Origin of the sequence: Methanosarcina sp. 1.H.A.2.2, assembly GCF_000979975.1 — an archaeon.
Lineage (GTDB): Archaea > Halobacteriota > Methanosarcinia > Methanosarcinales > Methanosarcinaceae > Methanosarcina.
Genome location: NZ_JJQL01000063.1, coordinates 44,451 through 61,914 on the forward strand (window position 1 = coordinate 44,451; position 17,464 = coordinate 61,914).

A 17,464-nucleotide genomic window follows, 5' to 3' on the forward strand; every position below is an offset into this window, starting at 1 on the left:
ATGAAGATTGAAAAATTACCAATGTGTGGCGCAGCAGTTATTGAAGCAGAACCCTTTATGGATCACAGGGGCGTTTTCGCACGATTTTTTTGCGAAAAGGAACTTTCAGAAATAATTGGGAATCGGCATTTTGTGAATGTCAATTTCTCCAGAACCCTTAAAAAAGGAGCGATAAGAGGCCTTCATTTTCAGTATCCTCCTAAAGCGGAAATGAAGCTTGTGCGCTGTATACGCGGTTCAGTATATGATGTTATAGTTGACATTCGCAAGGACTCTCCAACGTTTCTCAAGTGGTTCAGTATAGAACTGAGTGCTGATAATATGAAGATGTTGTGTGTTCCCGAAGGTTTTGCTCATGGATTTCAGGTACTTGAAGAGTCTTCTGAAATGCTCTACCTTCATAGCGAGTTTTATTCTAAAGAACATGAAGGGGCATTGAACTACTCCGATCCATTGCTTGCAATAACATGGCCTGTTGAATCGGCAGATGTATCAGAGAGAGACAAAAACCATAAAATGATCTATGATGATTTTCGAGGTGTTATACTATGAAATGCCGGTTTTGTGGTCACACTCTGGAAAATGTATTTATTGACTTAATAAATGCACCTCCATCAAATTCCTATCTTACAAAGGAACAGTTGAATGAGCCGGAGATATACTTTCCCTTAAAAGTATTTGTTTGTGAACATTGCTGGCTTGTGCAGCTTGATGAATACAAAAAATCAGAGGAGATTTTTAGTGAAGATTATGCTTACTTTAGTTCTTACTCAAAATCTTGGGTCAAACATGCCGAAGACTATGTTGAAATGATCTGTAAGAGATTATCGCTTAATAAATCATCAAAAGTGATAGAGATTGCATCTAATGATGGATATTTACTTCAGTTTTTTGTAGTGAAAGGAATACCCTGCCTTGGAGTTGAACCTTCTGCCGGAACGGCAAAGGCAGCAGAGGATAAAGGCGTTGAGTCAGTAATTGAGTTCTTCGGTTCAAATCTGGCAAACCAAATCGTTAAAGAGCGCGGGAAACAGGATTTAATCATTGGAAATAATGTTCTGGCTCATGTTCCTGACATAAATGACTTTGTCGGAAGCTTAAAAACTGTGCTTTCAGATACAGGAACAATTACAATGGAATTCCCTCATCTTTTAAAGTTAATTCAGTATAATCAATTCGACACAATATACCATGAGCATTTTTCATATTTTTCATTGAATACTGTTGAGCGGATATTCCTTGCGCACGGATTAAAAATATACGATGTTGAAGAACTGTCAACTCATGGGGGTTCATTAAGGATTTATGCCAGCCATGTAAAAGATGAATCACATAGCATGACTTTAGGTGTGGAATCCATTAAGAAAAAAGAAAGGGAAATGGGTCTACTAGACCCCGAAATTTACGCTTCTTTTCAGGAAAAAGCGAATATTGTCAAATATTCCTTTCTTTCATTCCTTTTTGAACAAAAAAGAATGGGAAAAAAAATCGTTGCCTATGGGGCGGCAGCAAAGGGAAATACACTGTTGAATTATTGTGGAATTAAGGGAACAGATCTGATTGAGTTTGTTGTAGATGCCTCTTCCCATAAGCAGGGTAAATATCTGCCAGGGTCACAGATTCCGATATTGTCTGAACAAAGAATATTTGACGATAAGCCAGACATTATAGTTGTTTTTCCCTGGAACATAAAAGAGGAGATTTTTGCTCAATTGTCTTATGTAAAGGATTGGGGATGTCAATTTGTTGTTTCTGTTCCTAAATTGAAGTTAATGTAAAGGTATCGTTTGAATTATACTAACTACTTTGGTATGGGTGCGTATGAGAGTCTTAGTTACTGGTGCTACAGGATTTATAGGTCGTCATGTTGTCCCCAGCTTATTGGATCAGGGACTGGAGGTTATTGCTACATCACGGAATAAAAACAAAGCAAAAAATTATGACTGGTATAATGAAGTGGAATACATCGAATGTGACTACCATAATGATGCCCTAGATTACTACAATGCCCTCGGAAAACCAGATGTTATCATTCACCTTGCCTGGAATGGTCTCCCAAATTATAAAGATCCGTTTCATGTTGAAAGAAATCTTCCTGCAAATTGTCTTTTCCTAAAGAACTTCATAGAGGGAGGAATTAAAAAGATGGTAGTAACAGGGACCTGTTACGAATATGGTATACGATGCGGTTGCCTGCATGAATCGGATAATACTCAACCAGTAACTCAATATGGCCTTGCCAAAGATACGCTCCGCAAGTACCTTGAATTTTTAGTCAGTGATACTCCAACCTCTTTTAATTGGGTCCGGCTTTTCTATCTTTATGGAGATGGACAAAATCAAAATTCTCTTCTTCCTCAGCTTGAAAGGGCTATATCCGAAGGTGAAAAAGTATTCAATATGTCTGGTGGAGAGCAGTTACGCGATTATCTCTCCGTAGAAGATGCGGCACGAAACTTGTGTACAATTTCACTTCAGAGCGAAGTTGATGGAATTGTTAACTGTTGTTCGGGCAATCCGATATCAATTCGTCGCTTGGTGGAAAATAAAATAAATCTGCTAAACTCTGATATCGAATTAAATCTAGGATACTATCCGTACCCTGATTATGAGCCAATGGCTTTTTGGGGTGGAATAGATAGACTCATGAAAATAAAAAATTTAAGTTTAAAAAATTAAGACATTTTGGAGATTCAGCATATGGACAAAAATTTAGAGTTTAAGGAAGAGTGCCGCTTACGTGTTGCAAATTATGGAAATGATGTTCTTTTGAAGGATTCAGTTAAAAGTTTCGTCAATGAATCCATAAGAGCAAAATATTCATACAACTTCACGTGGCTTGGTCGCCCCATCATCCAATACCCACAGGATATAATTGCGATGCAGGAGATCATCTGGCAGGTGAAGCCAGATTTAATTATTGAGACGGGTATTGCACATGGAGGTTCTCTTATATTTTATGCCTCCATGCTCGAACTATTAGGGGGAGATGGACATGTGGTCGGGATTGACATCGATATCCGCAAGCATAATCGGGCGGAGATCGAGAAACACACGATGTTTAAACGAATTACAATGATTGAAGGTTCCAGTACGGATGAAGAAATTGCTGAAGAAGTACGCAGGTTGGTGGAAGGAAAAAAAGTGTTGGTGTGCCTTGATTCAAATCATACCCATGAACATGTGCTTCGTGAACTTGAGCTGTATGCGCCTCTTGTATCGGTAGGGAGTTATTGTGTGGTTTTTGATACTATCATTGAAGATATGCCGAATGGTACCTATAATGATCGTCCATGGGATGTAGGCAACAACCCAAAGACTGCTGTATGGGCATATTTGAAGGAACATGAGGAATTTGTGGTTGATGAGGATATTGAAAATAAATTGTTGATTACTGTTGCGCCGAGCGGGTACCTGAAGAGGGTTAAATAATGATGAAAAACCCTCTTGTATCGGTAGGGATTCCTTGCTATAACCGGCCAGAAGGTTTGAGGCGGACGCTGGAATGTATAACGGGGCAGACGTATAGGAATCTGGAGATCATTGTATCGGATAATTGCTCCCCTGATCCTGAGGTTGAAAGAATTGGAAGGGAGTTTGCGAGCAAAGATTCGCGGATAGAATATTATCGACAGGATGTTAATCGGGGACCAACATATAATTTCCAGTTTGTTCTTGAGAAGGCTACCGGTGAATATTTCATGTGGGCAGCAGATGATGATGAATGTAAATCCACATATGTTAAAGAATGTATTTTGCCTCTTTTAATGAATGATGCCCTTGTTTTAGCTTATTCAGAAGCAATAATTCGTAACTTTAATGGAAAAAAAGAATATTTGTGGCCTTCTGACCTAAATACTGTGGGATTAAATTTGAGTGAAAGATTGAAAAAAGTACTATTTAATCAACATCGTAATACTGAATTCTATGGTTTAATGAGAACAAAAGTAATTCAGCAGTACAATTTGAAAAATTTTTTTGGTGAAGACCATGTTGTTGTTTTTTTCCTTGCAATGCGGGGTGAATTTATAAAAGTAAAGCCCGGATTATTTGTTTCAGGAGAGGGTCAAACAGGTTGTTCTAATGAGTTAATTGTAGCTACATTAGGATTAAAAAAAGGAAATCTCTATTTTGGATATCTCAATCAGATGAAATATATGATTAAAACATTGTTTAGATATGGAAGTGATTTATCCAGATGTGAAAAAATGAATCTTTGTATCATCATATTAAAAAGGTATTTTTTTGTAAAAAAATATCGGAAGGCCATAATTTCTGGATTGTTAGTTTTATTTAAGGATATTAAGAGGAATATCTAATATGAAAGTAGCAGTAATTTCCGCCTTCCCCCCAACTAAGGATAATTTAGGGGCGCCAACAGCTTTACCTTATCAGATATTAAAGTATGCTCCCGATAATGTGGATATCGAACTTTTTTACTATCCCGCATCTGAGAAATACCGGTCGGTTGTTAGTAAAGACTTAAAAAATCTGCGACTGAAAAGTGTGGAAATACCATCCCCAAACATTTTCATGCAAAAGTACTCTTCTTATAGGGCTAAGAAACGAGGTCTTCCATGGGGGGTGGGGGGATTTCCAGTCAATAAAAAAATCATAAAGGAAATTAATAATTCAAATCCAGATTATGTCTGGATATATCCCCATTGGCTTATTGATTGGATTCCACTTATCAAATGCAAAAAAATTATTGTAACTGGGCCAGATTCTGCAGCGTTACATTGTGAAAGAGCGATACGTTTTGGGAAGTGGAATTCTTGTAAGGAAGTTTACAAAAAATTTCGTTCTTTAAAAGAAAACATTAACCTCGAAAAAAAATATGGTTCGATGCCAGTAAAATTACATCTAGTAGGAAAAGAGGACGTTGCAAAATATATTTCGTTAACAAATCGGACAGACCAAGCGTTCTTTATACCACATCCCTATTATGATTATACTCCAATCGAAACTTCGATTGTGAACACAAAAGGAAAAATACGCATATTAATATCTGGAGGTGGAGATACAGTATATGTAGGGGATCATTTAGCAAAAATCATAAAAGAATTAATTAGAGCTGCTCAGGATCTATTGCCACATTATGAATTTTTATTTTTAGGAAAGGGCTACAATGACTCTATCTTAGATCTTCAAAATTCAGGATTTTCTGTTGCTCAAAAGAATTGGGTTGATGACTATGCGAATGAAATTGCAAAATGTCAGATTCAATTGTTTCCAATAGCCGTTGGAACAGGCACCAAAGGAAAAGTATTGCAGGCACTAGCATCAGGGCTCTTGGGCATAGGGTCTGAATTTGCTTTTGAAAATATTGGAGCAGTTCCATATGAAGATTATATCCTGTATCATAAAGCAGAGGATGTCACATATTGCCTTAAGGATTTAATAGCCAACCGACTGAAATATGAAAAAATTGCTATCAGTGGGTCACAAAAAGTCGTAGAAAAACATTCCCCTGAATGGGTCTGCAAGTTATTTTGGGAAGTGGTACTTGTAAATTCCTAACTATCAACATGAACTTCAAGAAGAGATTAAGAGTGCTATTCACAAAGAAGAAATATAATTCAAATCTTCAACTCTTAACTTGCAGAGCTGGTACGGTGCATACCATCTGTCAGCGAAGAGTATGCGGGCAAAAAACCAACATTCATCAGTCTCGTGCCATGAAAATTTTGCTTTCAATGTTGGATCAGTTTACAAAGGTGGGTGCCGGGTCATCGGACCTTCTCCACTTTGGTCGTCAGGTCCATGCCATAAAAAATGATTGATAGTATGATTAAAAAGACGCTGAAGTATTTGGCCAGCATCAGCGGCCATCAGCATGTTGACCTCTCTGAAACTCAATGGTGGACTCTCGAAGAACTCCAGGAACTTCAGGAATTCCAGTTTCGGAAGATCGTCAAATCTCCAGAGCAGATTCGTTCCCGGGCGGTTTCTCTAAAATCCCTGTGGCCACTCCGATGCCTGAAGAAGCAATTACATTGATGCTGGAAAAACCAAATTTTGGGGGTATAAATTGATCATTGTTAGACTTATTGGTGGTCTCGGCAACCAGATGTTTCAATATGCAACTGGGAGGCGTTTGGCACATAACTATAAGACTGAACTAAAACTTGATATTCAAGATTTTAAAGGTTATACGCTTAGAAATTATGACCTTAATCATTTTAATATCGTTGAGAATTTTGCTACTACTGCGGATTTGTCTCGCGTATTACTTCATTCGGACGGACTTGCTGTAAAAATCTTCAAACATATCATAAGGAATATCCCTCGTGTACAAGCGATAGAATACATCAAAGAAAAAGAATTTAGTTTTCAGCAGGATATCCTTGATCTACCAGATGATGTTTATCTTGATGGTTACTGGCAGAGTGAAAAATACTTTTTGGATGTTGAGGACATTCTTAGAAAAGAATTCAGTATTGTAAATCCACTCACTTTGAGAAGCAAGGATATTGCAGGACAAATCAAGGATTGTGAATCTGTGAGTATCCATGTGCGAAGGGGAGATTATGTGTCTGATCCGAAAACGAACAGTGTTCATGGGGTTTGTGGGCCAGAATATTATCGTGCGGCTATAGATATGATTAGTGCAGAGATTGACAATCCTAATTTTTATGTCTTTTCAGATGATCCTGAGTGGGCATGTCGTAATATCAAACCCGATGCTCCAACAATTTATGTGAGGCGTGACGACTGCTCAAAAGACTATGAAGATATATGCTTGATGAGCATCTGCAAGCATCACATTATTGCAAATAGCTCCTTTAGCTGGTGGGGCGCTTGGTTAAATGAAAATCCTGAGAAAATTGTCATTGCCCCTAAGAAATGGTTTAATTCAAAAAATATGGATACACAGGATTTATTACCTGATAAATGGCACAAATTATAAGCGACAATTCTGGGTGAGAACATTCCAAAAATCTCAGTTCTAATGCCGGTGTATAAAGGTGACGAGTACCTTTCAGAAGCTGTAGACAGTATTCTTAATCAAACATTCTCTGATTTTGAATTTATAATAATCTGTGATGACCCTACAGATGAAACACATCATATCTTTGATAAATATCAGCAAAATGACTCCAGAATAATGGTTTATTATCAGGAAAGGCAAGGATTGGTTAATTCACTCAATAAAGGCATTTCCCTTGCAAGAGGAGAATATATTGCTAGAATGGATGCAGACGATATAAGCTTATCAACTAGATTCGAAAAACAAGTTGAATTTATGGACAAGAATCTTGAAATAGGAATTTGTGGTACTTGGGTGAAAACAATAGGTGACTCCTCAGGGAGCGTTTGGAATAATCCATGTGATCATGATACTATAAAGTCTCGAATGTTGTTTGAGTCTGTAATCGCCCACCCAAGTATAATTTTAAGAAAAGATATTTTTTTAAGTAATAATTTGGCTTATAGGCAAGATGAAACCTATGCTGAAGACTATGGATTATGGGTTCGAGCCATAAAAAAATTAAAATTTGCCAATATCCCTGAAATTCTTTTACACTATAGAGTGCATAATTCAACCTCCAATAAGTATAAACAAAAAGAAATATCCAATAGAGTGAGACTCTCACAAGTAAGAGAACTGGGCATCAGTCCAACAAATGTTGAAATTGAAATCCATGAAGCACTCAGTTGTTATAGATTTGATGTAAATGACGACTTTATTTCTAATGCTAAATCATGGCTCCAAAAGTTACAAAATGCTAATTTTAGCATGAAAATTTACCCTGAACCTGCTTTTTCAAATGTTCTCGCAAATCGTTGTTGGTATCTCATCTGTTATAACTTTAGATACTTAGGTTTAGGTTCATGGAATTGTTTTCATAATCCTAAACTAAGTCAATCTGTAAATCTTTCATACGTCCAAAAAGCTAGACTATTATTAAAAAATGAAGTCAGATTATTTCTATTGTTTGGTAGACTTTTTATATAATATCTGGATAAATTATTTGCTTAAGCATATTTATGCATCTTTGTTAAGTGATAAATCTTTCTATAGATTGTGGACTGGAACTAAAAATCGATTTTACATTATGAAATCAAAATTTGATACCAATTCTTACTCAAAAAACGATAACTTTCAGACAGGACAATTCCTTTACTGATGATGAATGAAATCAATTTCGTTCTCACTAAATGTATTTGTACACATTATTAAATTATCACTCCAAAGTTGAGCATTATGAATGACTACTTAAGAGATCTGAATAACACTGAAATCATCTCGAAAATAATTGATCCTGATATAAAAGATGGTTTGCCGGTACTTTCTGTTGTTATTGTAACATATAACACTAATAAAGATCAATTGGAACAATGTTTAAGTTCCTTAAATAATCAAACATTTAAAGAATTTGAAATTTTACTTGTGGATAACAATGATCAATTGGATATATCGGATCTAGTATCTAAATATACAATAAAATATATCAAGTTGAAACGTAATTACGGAGTCAATATTGGGAGAAATGTAGGAATAAACTTCTCAAAAGGAGATATAATCGTATTTCTTGATGATGATGCTATTCCAGCTCGTAATTTTGTTGAGGCGCATTTTAATGCACACAACGAGTGCAACATGTTGGGATTAAGAGGTAAATCATTGCCAAAAACCTCTTCAATATATAATCATTTTGCATCACATTACGACCTCGGAGAAAAAGTAATCCCCTGGCTGATGGATTTAGAAGGTAACTCTTCTTTTAAAAAAGAAACTCTTATTGAAGCTGGAGGTTTTAATCCTGAATTGTGGGGGCATGAAGGAATCGAGCTATCATATAGGATTATTAGCAGATATAAAGATAAAAGCAAATTAGTATATCACCCAAAGCCCATAATCTATCATGATTACTCTGATACTTTTATTAAGTATGCAAAAAAGCAATTGAGGCATGATAGACATAGAGTTATGTTAAATTATTATTTTCCAGATTTATTCAAATTTGCAAGCAAATATAAGCTTGACTCAATAAAATTGAAGAAAGATACTCCACCGTTACTTGTCAGAGTAAAGTTGTTTGCAATATTTGCTCTCACCTTCTTAATTGTTAATGTTGTGAGGTTGAAAAGACTGCTGTTTAAGTGGAAGCCTACTTATTGATCCAAATTTAAATCCTTGAATTCTTTAAATTGTTTACCTCATAAATGCACTTACTTTTAGGTGTCATTCATCGTTTCAAATTGTCACTAAATCTAGAAGAGTTAAATTAAGGACTATACATTTAAGGATATATCGAATGCATAAGGGTTTGTGAGATTTAGCATGTATTAGACGGTTTGATGTTTATTGTTGCTGAGTTTCTAGTACCTCTTGGATACCTTGATTTATTTTGTCTACAACACTTTCCCAAGAAAATTTCTCTTGAACTGCATTTCTTCCACTTTTCCCGTACTCATATCTGATATCTTCATTTTCCAGAAGCAATTTTATTTTTTCCGCTATATCTTCGGCATCTCCGGGCTTTGCCAGCAGTCCACATTTACATTCCCTTATTACTTCCCTTATAATGTTTACATCACTTGCTACTATGGGTTTACCGCATGCCATGTATTCAAAAATTTTTATTGGAGAGAAATAAAATCCGTATTGATTCATTTTTTCGGAGTTTCTTGGATCATATGGAGCAACCGCTACATCTGCGGCAGCAATATATGCCGGAACTTCATTATTCGGAACAAAACCGGTGAATATAAACTTCTCTAAAACACCTTTCTTTTTTGCTTCCTCTTTAAGAATCTCCAGATCTTTACCGACCAGTAAAAATGTGATATTCATATCTTTTAATTTCACAGTAACATCTATTAGGTGTTCCGCACCGTGCCATGAACTCATCGAACCAACGTATACAACAACTTTACCTTTAATAGTGTATCTGGACCTTATGTTTGCAGGTTTTGCAGACATAAATAATTCTGTGTCGACTCCTGCATGTACAATCTCTGTTTTACTGTGCAAGGGGGCGGGTACGATTTCTTTTGTATAGGCAAATATCTTTTTACTCAATTTAAGGGCAGATTTACTGTATTCCGGATCTATCAGTTCGACCAATGAAGGTATTCCAAGTATGATCCCACTAAATACTCCAGCACCTTTTGCTGAATTCCTTTCTAAAATAACGTTAATTTTGTGTTTTTTAGAAATCTTTGTCGTCATTATCATTACTGAGAAGCGATATAAGGTATTCAGATATGTATTTTCTAAAAATTTTCTAATCTTATTTTCTTTTGATTTATTAGGGTTTAATTTATTTTTGAAAGGAAAGAACAAAGCTCGATAAATTCTATAAGTGTATACTCCTTCAGATACCTTTTCAAAGGATGATTGACCCCTCATACGGTTTGAGACTATATACACGGTATTCCCTAGCTTAGCTATTTCTTTTGAAACTTCCAGGGTATGGGTACTTCCCCCTATATAATCTCCTGTATGCGGTACTGGAATATCTGGAGCTACATAAAGAACATTCATTTTACCACTACTATTCTCAAATCTTCATATTTCTAAAATCATTAATGTTCTCGCATTTCTTCATAACTACGAAGAATTTCATTTGTGACTTTGGCCCAATCCATCAGTAATTTTTTGCTATTGTACCTCTTCATGTCTGCAATTTCCTTAAATTCATTCAACTTCTTAATTATCTTATCTGGCATAACAGGACTTTCAATCCCTACACAATTAATTCCATCCACAAACTCTTCAAGAGCACTCCCCTGTGCAACCACACAGGGAGTCCCTGCAGCCAGCGACTCTGCAACCGTTATCCCATATGCTTCATGGGAAGAAAGCATCAAGAATACATCCGCAGATGCATAGCATTCAAGTAATTCTTTTCTGGAAAGATCTTTTAACCATTCAATCCTCTCAGTTACTCCAAGCCTTTCTGCCATATTACGAAGTTCTTCTTCATAGGGACCTTTCCCAACGACCCTCAAACGGAACTCCTGAAGTTCAGGCAGGCTCTGAACTATATACTGAACTCCTTTATACTCTTCCAGACGTCCCACATACAGGAGGATTTTCTCTCCGTTTGTATTTTGCTTGCGGTTTAAATGTTCAAATTCTTTGAGATTTATCCCATTTGGAATTTTTACAGTTTTTCCTGCAACTTTGAAATCAGCCTCAACAAGCCTTTTTTCGAACTCTGATACGCATATCACAGTATCTGCACGTGAAAAAATCAATTTCCCAAAGAACCTGTAAGGCTTGTGCAGTAAATTCCTGAAAGCTGTGTGACCACTTCGGTGATAATGGGGTGTAAACACGAATTTCCCTTCACATTTACCCATAGCTGCAAAAAATGCTGGAAGTGCGTGGTAACTGTGAGCATGAATTACATCATAATTTTGCTTTTTCAAATATACATAGATCTGAGGAGAAACATAATATGCGTTTCCAGGTGCAAACGATCTGAACCTTGTAACCTTCACGCCATTTATCATGTCCCTTTTGTTCAGTTTTCCCCCTGAATCAGTCGTGATAACTTCGACTTCGTGACCTGCCAGAACAAGTCTTTCGCTAATCTCTTTTACATGAGTTTCCACTCCCCCAATATCCGGGAAGTAGCGGGGACATATTTGGGCAATTTTCAAGGTCTGAACCTCACATATATAAACTTATGTATAAGTTTAATATAAAGATAATGCACCGGAGTTACTGCTCATCCAATATCCAAGAAGTAGTGGGAACATATTTGGGCTATATTCAAATGCTAAACATCACTTGCACAAAGTTATGCACAAGTTTAATATAAAGATAATGCAATAGTTAGCTTAAATGACAGTCGCATCAGATATTTGCATAGTCGGACCTTCCAAACGTTTTTTAAGTGGCATCAGTTATTACACGATCCGTCTGGCAAATGCCATGTCCGTAAAAAGAGATGTTTCTATCATCTGCTTCAGGCAATTACTTCCTACATTCCTGTTCCCCGGGAAATCCCATGTTGGAAAGAATATATCCAGTTTAAGTTTCTCATCAAAAATCCCCGTTTTTGACGGCATGGACTATAACAACCCTATTACCTGGGCTGATGCCTTCTATTTTATTAAAAAACAAAATCCGGATGTCATTATTTTACAGTGGTGGACATCTTCGGTAGCCCAGATGCATCTCTTGCTCAAACTTTTTGCAAGTCTGCTCAATAAACCGAAAATAATTATAGAGTTCCACGAAGTTGTGGACCCGTTTGAAGAGTCCATACTTCCGATCCGTTTATATTCAAAAATAACGGGAAAACTGCTGCGTAAAAACCTTGATGCATATATTACTCATTCCGAATCTGATAAACAACTTGTTGCCGAAAGGTATGCAATTGCCCCTGAAAAAATCCATGTAATTCCCCACGGGCTCTATGACCAGTACGGGGAAGTGCTTGACAGTAAAAAGGCAAAAGAAGCTCTCTCAATAAAAGAGGAGTTTGTTATCCTTTCTTTTGGCTTGATCCGGAAATACAAAGGGATTCCTTATCTGATCAGGGCTTTCGAACAGCTTCCTCCCGAAATCATCGAGAAAAGCAGGTTGCTCATTGTCGGGGAAATCTGGGAAGATCGCAAAGAATTGGTTGAGCAGGTCGAAGCCTCTCCTTACTCCAGTCAGGTCACGCTTGTAGACGAGTATGTTCCCGATGATAAAATAAGCCTTTACTTCAGCGCTGCAGATGTAGTGGTTCTGCCCTACCTGAGGGCTTCACAGAGTGGGATTGCTCATATCGCCATGTCTTTTGGAAAACCGGTTGTAGTTTCCGAGGTAGGCGGCCTGAAAGAATCGATGGCTGGATATGAAGGTACTTTTTTTGTTCCCCCAGGAAATGTTGAATCTATTCGGGAAGCTGTCCTGAGCCTTTTCGGAACTAGCGAGCGTTATGAAGCTCCGGATCAAAAGTGGGATAAAATTATAAACCGTTACATCGAATTAATACAATCTATTTAATTTCTTTTTCTGTAGTTCTATATTAGTTGCATGTACTTCCTGAAGGGGATTACTATGGTTTCTCAGGATCGTCCTGTATCAACATTTAAGTCTAAACTAAAGTCCAGCTTGCCTTATACTCTGGCAGTTGCAGTAATTGGTTTTGTAGCTCTATGGATCCGAACACGTCCTTATGATTCTGTGTTTTTATCCAATGGATTTGTAAGGTTTGGGGGCAACGATCCCTGGTATCATATGCGGACCTTAAATGTTCTGCTTGAAAATTACCCCAACAGGATGTTTTTCAACCCTATGACCAACTATCCTAAGGGGAGTTACATCCATTTTGGTCCATTATTCGACCAGATGATGGCTCTTACATCTCTGTTTCTGGGAATGGGCAATCCCAGTCCTGAGCTTGTTAACTGGGTAGGAGCTTACTTCCCCGCAGTGCTCGGAGCCCTTACCGTCATTCCCGTATACTATATCGGAAAATATCTTGGAGGACGTAAAACAGGGATACTGGCTGCAATTTTAATCGCCTTTGCTCCAGGACAATTTTTGTCCCGTTCAATGATCGGCTTTACAGACCACCATGTAGCCGAGTCTCTATTCAGTACCTTTTTTATCATGTTTTTCATGCTGGCGTTGATCTCTGCAAAGAAAAAAGGGCTGCGTTTCGAGCATGTAATTACTAAAAATCTCAGTGTCCTGAAAGAGCCTCTTATATATTCTGTTATAGCCGGGGCCATGTATTCAGCTTATCAGCTTTCGTGGCCTGGAGCTTCTCTTTTCTTATTGGTCGCTCTGGTTTATGCCGTGATCCAGTATATCCTTGATAATTTCCATGGCGAGTCAAGTGACTACCTCGGGTTTACGGGTATAATCACATTCTTAGTAAGTACACTACTTATACTCCCATTTGTCCATCCTGAAATGGGCTTTTCGATGTACTATTACTCCTGGTTCCATGTAATTACAGCTTTCGGAGCAGTGGTAGGTTTTGCAGCTTTGAGTTTTATTGAAAGGGAGTTCAAAAAAAGAAACTTAAAGGCTTATTATTCTCCTCTGGCAATATTCGGAATTGGTGTTGTGGGGCTGGTCGCAGCCAAAATTGCGGCCCCAGCCCTTTACTCACTGGTCATAAGTGCTCCTCATTCAATTTTCGGGATCCAGACCGGCGGTCCTTCAACAATTGGAGAAGTGTCCTCGATATTTTACCCCTCTGATAAATTTTCATTCTTAAGGGTCTATGAATATTTTACAGCTCCTGCTTTCTTCGCTTCGATCGCGGGAATGATTCTCCTGACAATAAGCCTCATCCGGAAACCGAAACCCGAAGAATTGCTGACTCTGGTATGGGGGCTTCTCATATTCATGGCAATCTATGGCCAGAACCGTTTTGCATATTATTATTCTGTGAATATTGCGGTTCTGGGTGCTTATTTAGGAGGTCGGTTCCTTGATCTTGTAAAATGGGGCCGGCTCGAAGAAAGCTTCCAGGCTAATGTAAAATCGCTTAAAGATTTGCCAAATTTCTTCAAATTTGTAAAAATAGAACAGGTCTTTGCAGTCTTTACCATATTCCTGGTGCTGGTTCTCCCGGAGTACTTCGCTGCAATAAAGTATATAACAGGCACGGGAGGTCCCAACGGTCCATGGATTGAATCCACTCTCTGGCTTCGCTATAATACTCCTGACCCGGGAATGGACTACAACGACATTTACGAAGCTCCTGAGAACGGCGAACTCTTTCAGTATCCGGATCCTGCTTATGGGGTCATGTCCTGGTGGGACTATGGGCACTGGATTGAAACGATCGGGCACAGAATGCCAAATGCCAATCCCTTTCAGGCTGGAATAGGAGGCCGAAGAGGAAGTATAGAAGACGAAAACATGCCGGGAGCTTCCACTTTCTTCACCGCTCCGTCGGAAGAAGAAGCAACAGCAGTTCTTGAAGCCGTTCACCCGGATCCAGACAAAGCAGGAGCCAGATACATTGTGTCCGACATAGAAATGGCTTCTTTATTTAATGCAAAATTTCCTGCTATGGCTACCTGGACCCTTGATGACGAAGGGTACTACGCCCAGTACCGGGTAGGTGCCAACTCTCAAATCCTTCCGACAATGCGTTATTACAACTCAATGGAATCCAGGCTTCACTTCTTTGACGGTAACGGCATGAAACAGTATCGTCTGGTTCACGAATCCTGGGTGGGCCAGAGTGACGAGGCCGGGTACAAACAGGTTTATAATTCCCTTTTCGGAGGAAGTATCCCTGAGGTAGATACAGGGTATGTCAAGATCTTCGAATACGTAAAGGGTGCACAAATAACCGGGACCGCTTCCCCGAATGAAACGGTCAAAATAAGTACGACAATTCTAACGGGCCAGGGAAGAACTTTTGACTATTCCCAGTCGACAACTTCGGATTCCGAAGGCAGGTATGAATTTACTGTGCCCTACTCAACCGAAGGCCCCATTTCCGGGGAAACCCAGTTCGATACTTCTCCGGCAAGTGCTTATGTCGTAAGCTACGGGGGTACGACTAAGGAAGTAAGGGTAAGTGAAGAAGCAGTATTAACAGGAAAAGAAGTAAAGGTCTGAATCAGTCTGAAGCATGCGGTTTGGCACTCAACTGAATTTTTACTCCTTCTCTTACCTTCCACTTTTTGTGGCTCTAATATTATGGGGTTTTTTGAAGGAGCCTGTCACATTTTATAGACCATTTAATTATTTCTTCCATTTGTCGTATCCTCTTCAAATTGAGTGGAAAGGTCTGACTTTCAACTCAATGAGCTTTTTTCTCTGATGAGTTGAGCCAGAGATGGCATCTTAAATGTGTTTCCCACTCTATCAAATATGTACTGATATGCACTCACACCAAGTTTCTTTGCTGTCTGAACAATTGTCATAAATGTGTCGTTTGCCTTTGTTCCTTCATCTGTTATGGTTTGAAGGCTCACATCTCTTTTTCTTACCTTTGCTCTCGCCGCTAGTTCCGCTGCATTGTTATGCAGCGGAACTTCTGGCAAAACCAGTACCTTCAATAAGTGTTCCTTGTTCTCTTTCGTCTTATTGATTCTTTCATCCAACTGTTCATATCCCGTTATGGTCGAAAACAATTGATCAAACTTTGTGGATAATTGCTTCGCGATTTCTAAATCTGGATTTTCTCTAAACTCACAAAGTTCCCCATAAAAGTCCCAGTACCTGTCCAGAAAAGCTTCCAGCTTTTCTTTATGATAAGGTACTATTGGCCTCAATTTCTTGTAGTTTCTCCCATCATGAATCCAACAAAGAGCATGATGGGATGCAATTTGCTTGAATTGACGTGCATCATCACTCAGAAGTGTGGTAACCACAGGTATGTCTGTACTTTGATGATATGCCGCAATTGCACAGGCTTCAAGAACTTTCTTCTTAGTAGTTTTATATCCATTGAGTGAGAAAACACAATCCAGTTTCCGACTCATTTCTTCGTCACTAAATATTTTGTTTTTAAAAGAAGAGAGCTTTTCCATCCAGATTTGGGAAACATTAAACGTTTTCATCAGATCAAATGCTTCATCATTAAAGCAGTACTTTTTTTCATTTCCACATAAAAGTACATCTAAAATGGTTTCTCTATTCTTGTTGGGAACTGTAAAATAAGCAGCATAATAAGGATTACAAAGAATTTGAGTATAGTGATTGACACCATTGACTCTTGCACTTGTATCATCAATCTGCTGATAAGGCGTAGCCTTAAGGCCCTCCCGAAAAATCTCAGCTTTTTCCTGATTGAAAACATCAGTATCTTTTGTCAAAATTCGAGAAATAGTGGCTCTGGATATATGAACACCAATATTTTTCAGAAATTCATGTATTTTGGGTTCTGAAACATTAGCAACATGGTTAAGAGTGATTATAAGAGATCTGATTCCAGGACCAAATTCACCTTTAATACCACCAGGAAGTTCACCTGAATATGTTTTATGCTCAGAAGGGGAATAAAAAATTTCTATCCTGAAGTTGGTGTTCATAGGTTTTATGGATATATCCTGAATTATTACGTTCCTATAACCTTTAGGATATGCATCACTGGGTAAAATGGATCTATCAACTTTACACGTCTCAATTTGATGAATCTCTATTTTATCCAGTTTTGATTTAGATTCTTTGACCTATGGAAACCGTCTTTTTCGTCTCTCTTTTTCAGAAGAAATATCTTCATTTTTTTTAGAGCCACGAATCTTAGGTTTGGTTTGTTCACCTTTGAGTAAGTTGATTTCGTCTCGAAGCTTTTGGTTCTCTGCTTTGAGGAATTCTATCTCTTCGTTCTGTTTTTCAATGACAGAAAATATAATGCGAAAAGCTGTGGCATATCTATTATCCTCAATTTCATCAGGATTGATGTCCAAGGATACCAGCAATTGTTTTAAAGCTTCGAGTTCCATTTTGTTACTCCAAGATATGGTAAGGGGAAATGGAGCAACTATTATATTTTTCCTGTGATTGAAAACCCATCAAATTTGAAGAGGATAC

16 protein-coding genes are annotated in these 17,464 nt (G+C 38.0%); 12 read left to right on the forward strand and 4 right to left on the reverse strand.

Annotation, left to right across the window (positions count from 1 at the left end; all coding sequences use genetic code 11):
• The 10 genes from rfbC to EO93_RS09780 all read left to right on the forward strand — a co-directional run bounded on the left by rfbC (window position 1) and on the right by EO93_RS09780 (window position 9,127).
• Window positions 1-552 carry a dTDP-4-dehydrorhamnose 3,5-epimerase gene (gene rfbC, locus EO93_RS09740; RefSeq protein ID WP_048162295.1) on the forward strand — a complete coding sequence of 184 codons (552 nt, stop codon included), beginning with the start codon at window positions 1-3 and terminating at the stop codon, window positions 550-552.
• Window positions 549-1,778, forward strand: a complete 1,230-nt coding sequence (locus EO93_RS09745) for a class I SAM-dependent methyltransferase (protein WP_048162298.1) — start codon at window positions 549-551, stop codon at window positions 1,776-1,778. The genes rfbC and EO93_RS09745 overlap by 4 nt, the downstream gene beginning before the upstream one ends.
• Before the next feature lie 43 nt (window positions 1,779-1,821).
• A complete protein-coding gene (locus tag EO93_RS09750; RefSeq protein WP_048162300.1) occupies window positions 1,822-2,679 on the forward strand; it encodes an NAD(P)-dependent oxidoreductase in 858 nt (285 codons plus the stop codon).
• 21 nt (window positions 2,680-2,700) lie between these two features.
• Entirely contained in the window at window positions 2,701-3,432 is a 732-nt protein-coding gene (locus tag EO93_RS09755; protein WP_048162302.1) for a cephalosporin hydroxylase family protein, read from the forward strand.
• Window positions 3,432-4,319, forward strand: a complete 888-nt coding sequence (locus EO93_RS09760) for a glycosyltransferase family 2 protein (protein WP_052735424.1) — start codon at window positions 3,432-3,434, stop codon at window positions 4,317-4,319. The genes EO93_RS09755 and EO93_RS09760 overlap by 1 nt, the downstream gene beginning before the upstream one ends.
• A gap of 1 nt (window position 4,320) precedes the next feature.
• On the forward strand, window positions 4,321-5,520 hold the full coding sequence (locus EO93_RS09765) for a glycosyltransferase (protein WP_048162304.1): 1,200 nt from the start codon (window positions 4,321-4,323) through the stop codon (window positions 5,518-5,520).
• A gap of 267 nt (window positions 5,521-5,787) precedes the next feature.
• A complete protein-coding gene (locus tag EO93_RS17445) occupies window positions 5,788-6,000 on the forward strand; it encodes a hypothetical protein (protein WP_156161285.1) in 213 nt (70 codons plus the stop codon).
• Window positions 6,001-6,031: 31 nt separating this feature from the next.
• Window positions 6,032-6,910 (forward strand): alpha-1,2-fucosyltransferase, encoded by an 879-nt coding sequence (locus tag EO93_RS09770; protein ID WP_048162306.1) that lies wholly within the window; start codon window positions 6,032-6,034, stop codon window positions 6,908-6,910.
• A gap of 30 nt (window positions 6,911-6,940) precedes the next feature.
• Window positions 6,941-7,960: a glycosyltransferase gene (locus EO93_RS16545; protein WP_255350214.1), complete on the forward strand. Its 1,020-nt coding sequence runs from the start codon at window positions 6,941-6,943 to the stop codon at window positions 7,958-7,960.
• A gap of 249 nt (window positions 7,961-8,209) precedes the next feature.
• Window positions 8,210-9,127, forward strand: coding sequence for a glycosyltransferase family 2 protein (locus tag EO93_RS09780; RefSeq protein WP_048162309.1), 918 nt, complete (start codon window positions 8,210-8,212; stop codon window positions 9,125-9,127).
• 183 nt (window positions 9,128-9,310) lie between these two features.
• Here EO93_RS09780 and EO93_RS09785 read toward each other — a convergent pair whose 3' ends face one another.
• Complete coding sequence (locus tag EO93_RS09785) at window positions 9,311-10,495, reverse strand: glycosyltransferase family 4 protein (protein ID WP_048162312.1); 1,185 nt, start codon at window positions 10,493-10,495, stop codon at window positions 9,311-9,313.
• Window positions 10,496-10,536: 41 nt separating this feature from the next.
• Window positions 10,537-11,619 carry a glycosyltransferase family 4 protein gene (locus EO93_RS09790; RefSeq protein WP_048162314.1) on the reverse strand — a complete coding sequence of 361 codons (1,083 nt, stop codon included), beginning with the start codon at window positions 11,617-11,619 and terminating at the stop codon, window positions 10,537-10,539.
• Between the two features lie 184 nt (window positions 11,620-11,803).
• On the opposite strand from EO93_RS09790, the gene EO93_RS09795 reads away from it, so the two are divergent.
• Together EO93_RS09795 and EO93_RS09800 are read left to right on the forward strand one after the other, a co-directional pair.
• Window positions 11,804-12,958 (forward strand): glycosyltransferase, encoded by a 1,155-nt coding sequence (locus tag EO93_RS09795; protein ID WP_048162315.1) that lies wholly within the window; start codon window positions 11,804-11,806, stop codon window positions 12,956-12,958.
• A 54-nt stretch (window positions 12,959-13,012) separates the two neighbouring features.
• Window positions 13,013-15,544 carry an oligosaccharyl transferase, archaeosortase A system-associated gene (locus EO93_RS09800; protein WP_048162317.1) on the forward strand — a complete coding sequence of 844 codons (2,532 nt, stop codon included), beginning with the start codon at window positions 13,013-13,015 and terminating at the stop codon, window positions 15,542-15,544.
• A 179-nt stretch (window positions 15,545-15,723) separates the two neighbouring features.
• On the opposite strand, the gene EO93_RS09805 is transcribed toward EO93_RS09800, so the two are convergent.
• Together EO93_RS09805 and EO93_RS09810 are read right to left on the reverse strand one after the other, a co-directional pair.
• Window positions 15,724-16,962 (reverse strand): transposase, encoded by a 1,239-nt coding sequence (locus tag EO93_RS09805; protein ID WP_052735426.1) that lies wholly within the window; start codon window positions 16,960-16,962, stop codon window positions 15,724-15,726.
• Window positions 16,963-17,103: 141 nt separating this feature from the next.
• A complete protein-coding gene (locus EO93_RS09810; protein WP_052735427.1) occupies window positions 17,104-17,376 on the reverse strand; it encodes a hypothetical protein in 273 nt (90 codons plus the stop codon).
• Window positions 17,377-17,464: the final 88 nt, after the last annotated feature.

Bases quoted from the DNA above. Each gene is read 5' to 3' on its own strand.
- EO93_RS09800 (WP_048162317.1), top strand. From the start codon at position 13,013: ATGGTTTCTCAGGATCGTCCTGTATCAACATTTAAGTCTAAACTAAAG.
- EO93_RS09745 (WP_048162298.1), top strand. From the start codon at position 549: ATGAAATGCCGGTTTTGTGGTCACACTCTGGAAAATGTATTTATTGAC.
- EO93_RS09805 (WP_052735426.1), bottom strand. From the start codon at position 16,962: ATGAACACCAACTTCAGGATAGAAATTTTTTATTCCCCTTCTGAGCAT.
- EO93_RS09760 (WP_052735424.1), top strand. From the start codon at position 3,432: ATGATGAAAAACCCTCTTGTATCGGTAGGGATTCCTTGCTATAACCGG.
- EO93_RS09795 (WP_048162315.1), top strand. From the start codon at position 11,804: ATGACAGTCGCATCAGATATTTGCATAGTCGGACCTTCCAAACGTTTT.
- EO93_RS09765 (WP_048162304.1), top strand. From the start codon at position 4,321: ATGAAAGTAGCAGTAATTTCCGCCTTCCCCCCAACTAAGGATAATTTA.
- EO93_RS09755 (WP_048162302.1), top strand. From the start codon at position 2,701: ATGGACAAAAATTTAGAGTTTAAGGAAGAGTGCCGCTTACGTGTTGCA.
- EO93_RS17445 (WP_156161285.1), top strand. From the start codon at position 5,788: ATGATTAAAAAGACGCTGAAGTATTTGGCCAGCATCAGCGGCCATCAG.
- rfbC (WP_048162295.1), top strand. From the start codon at position 1: ATGAAGATTGAAAAATTACCAATGTGTGGCGCAGCAGTTATTGAAGCA.
- EO93_RS09750 (WP_048162300.1), top strand. From the start codon at position 1,822: ATGAGAGTCTTAGTTACTGGTGCTACAGGATTTATAGGTCGTCATGTT.
- EO93_RS09810 (WP_052735427.1), bottom strand. From the start codon at position 17,376: ATGGAACTCGAAGCTTTAAAACAATTGCTGGTATCCTTGGACATCAAT.
- EO93_RS09785 (WP_048162312.1), bottom strand. From the start codon at position 10,495: ATGAATGTTCTTTATGTAGCTCCAGATATTCCAGTACCGCATACAGGA.
- EO93_RS09780 (WP_048162309.1), top strand. From the start codon at position 8,210: ATGAATGACTACTTAAGAGATCTGAATAACACTGAAATCATCTCGAAA.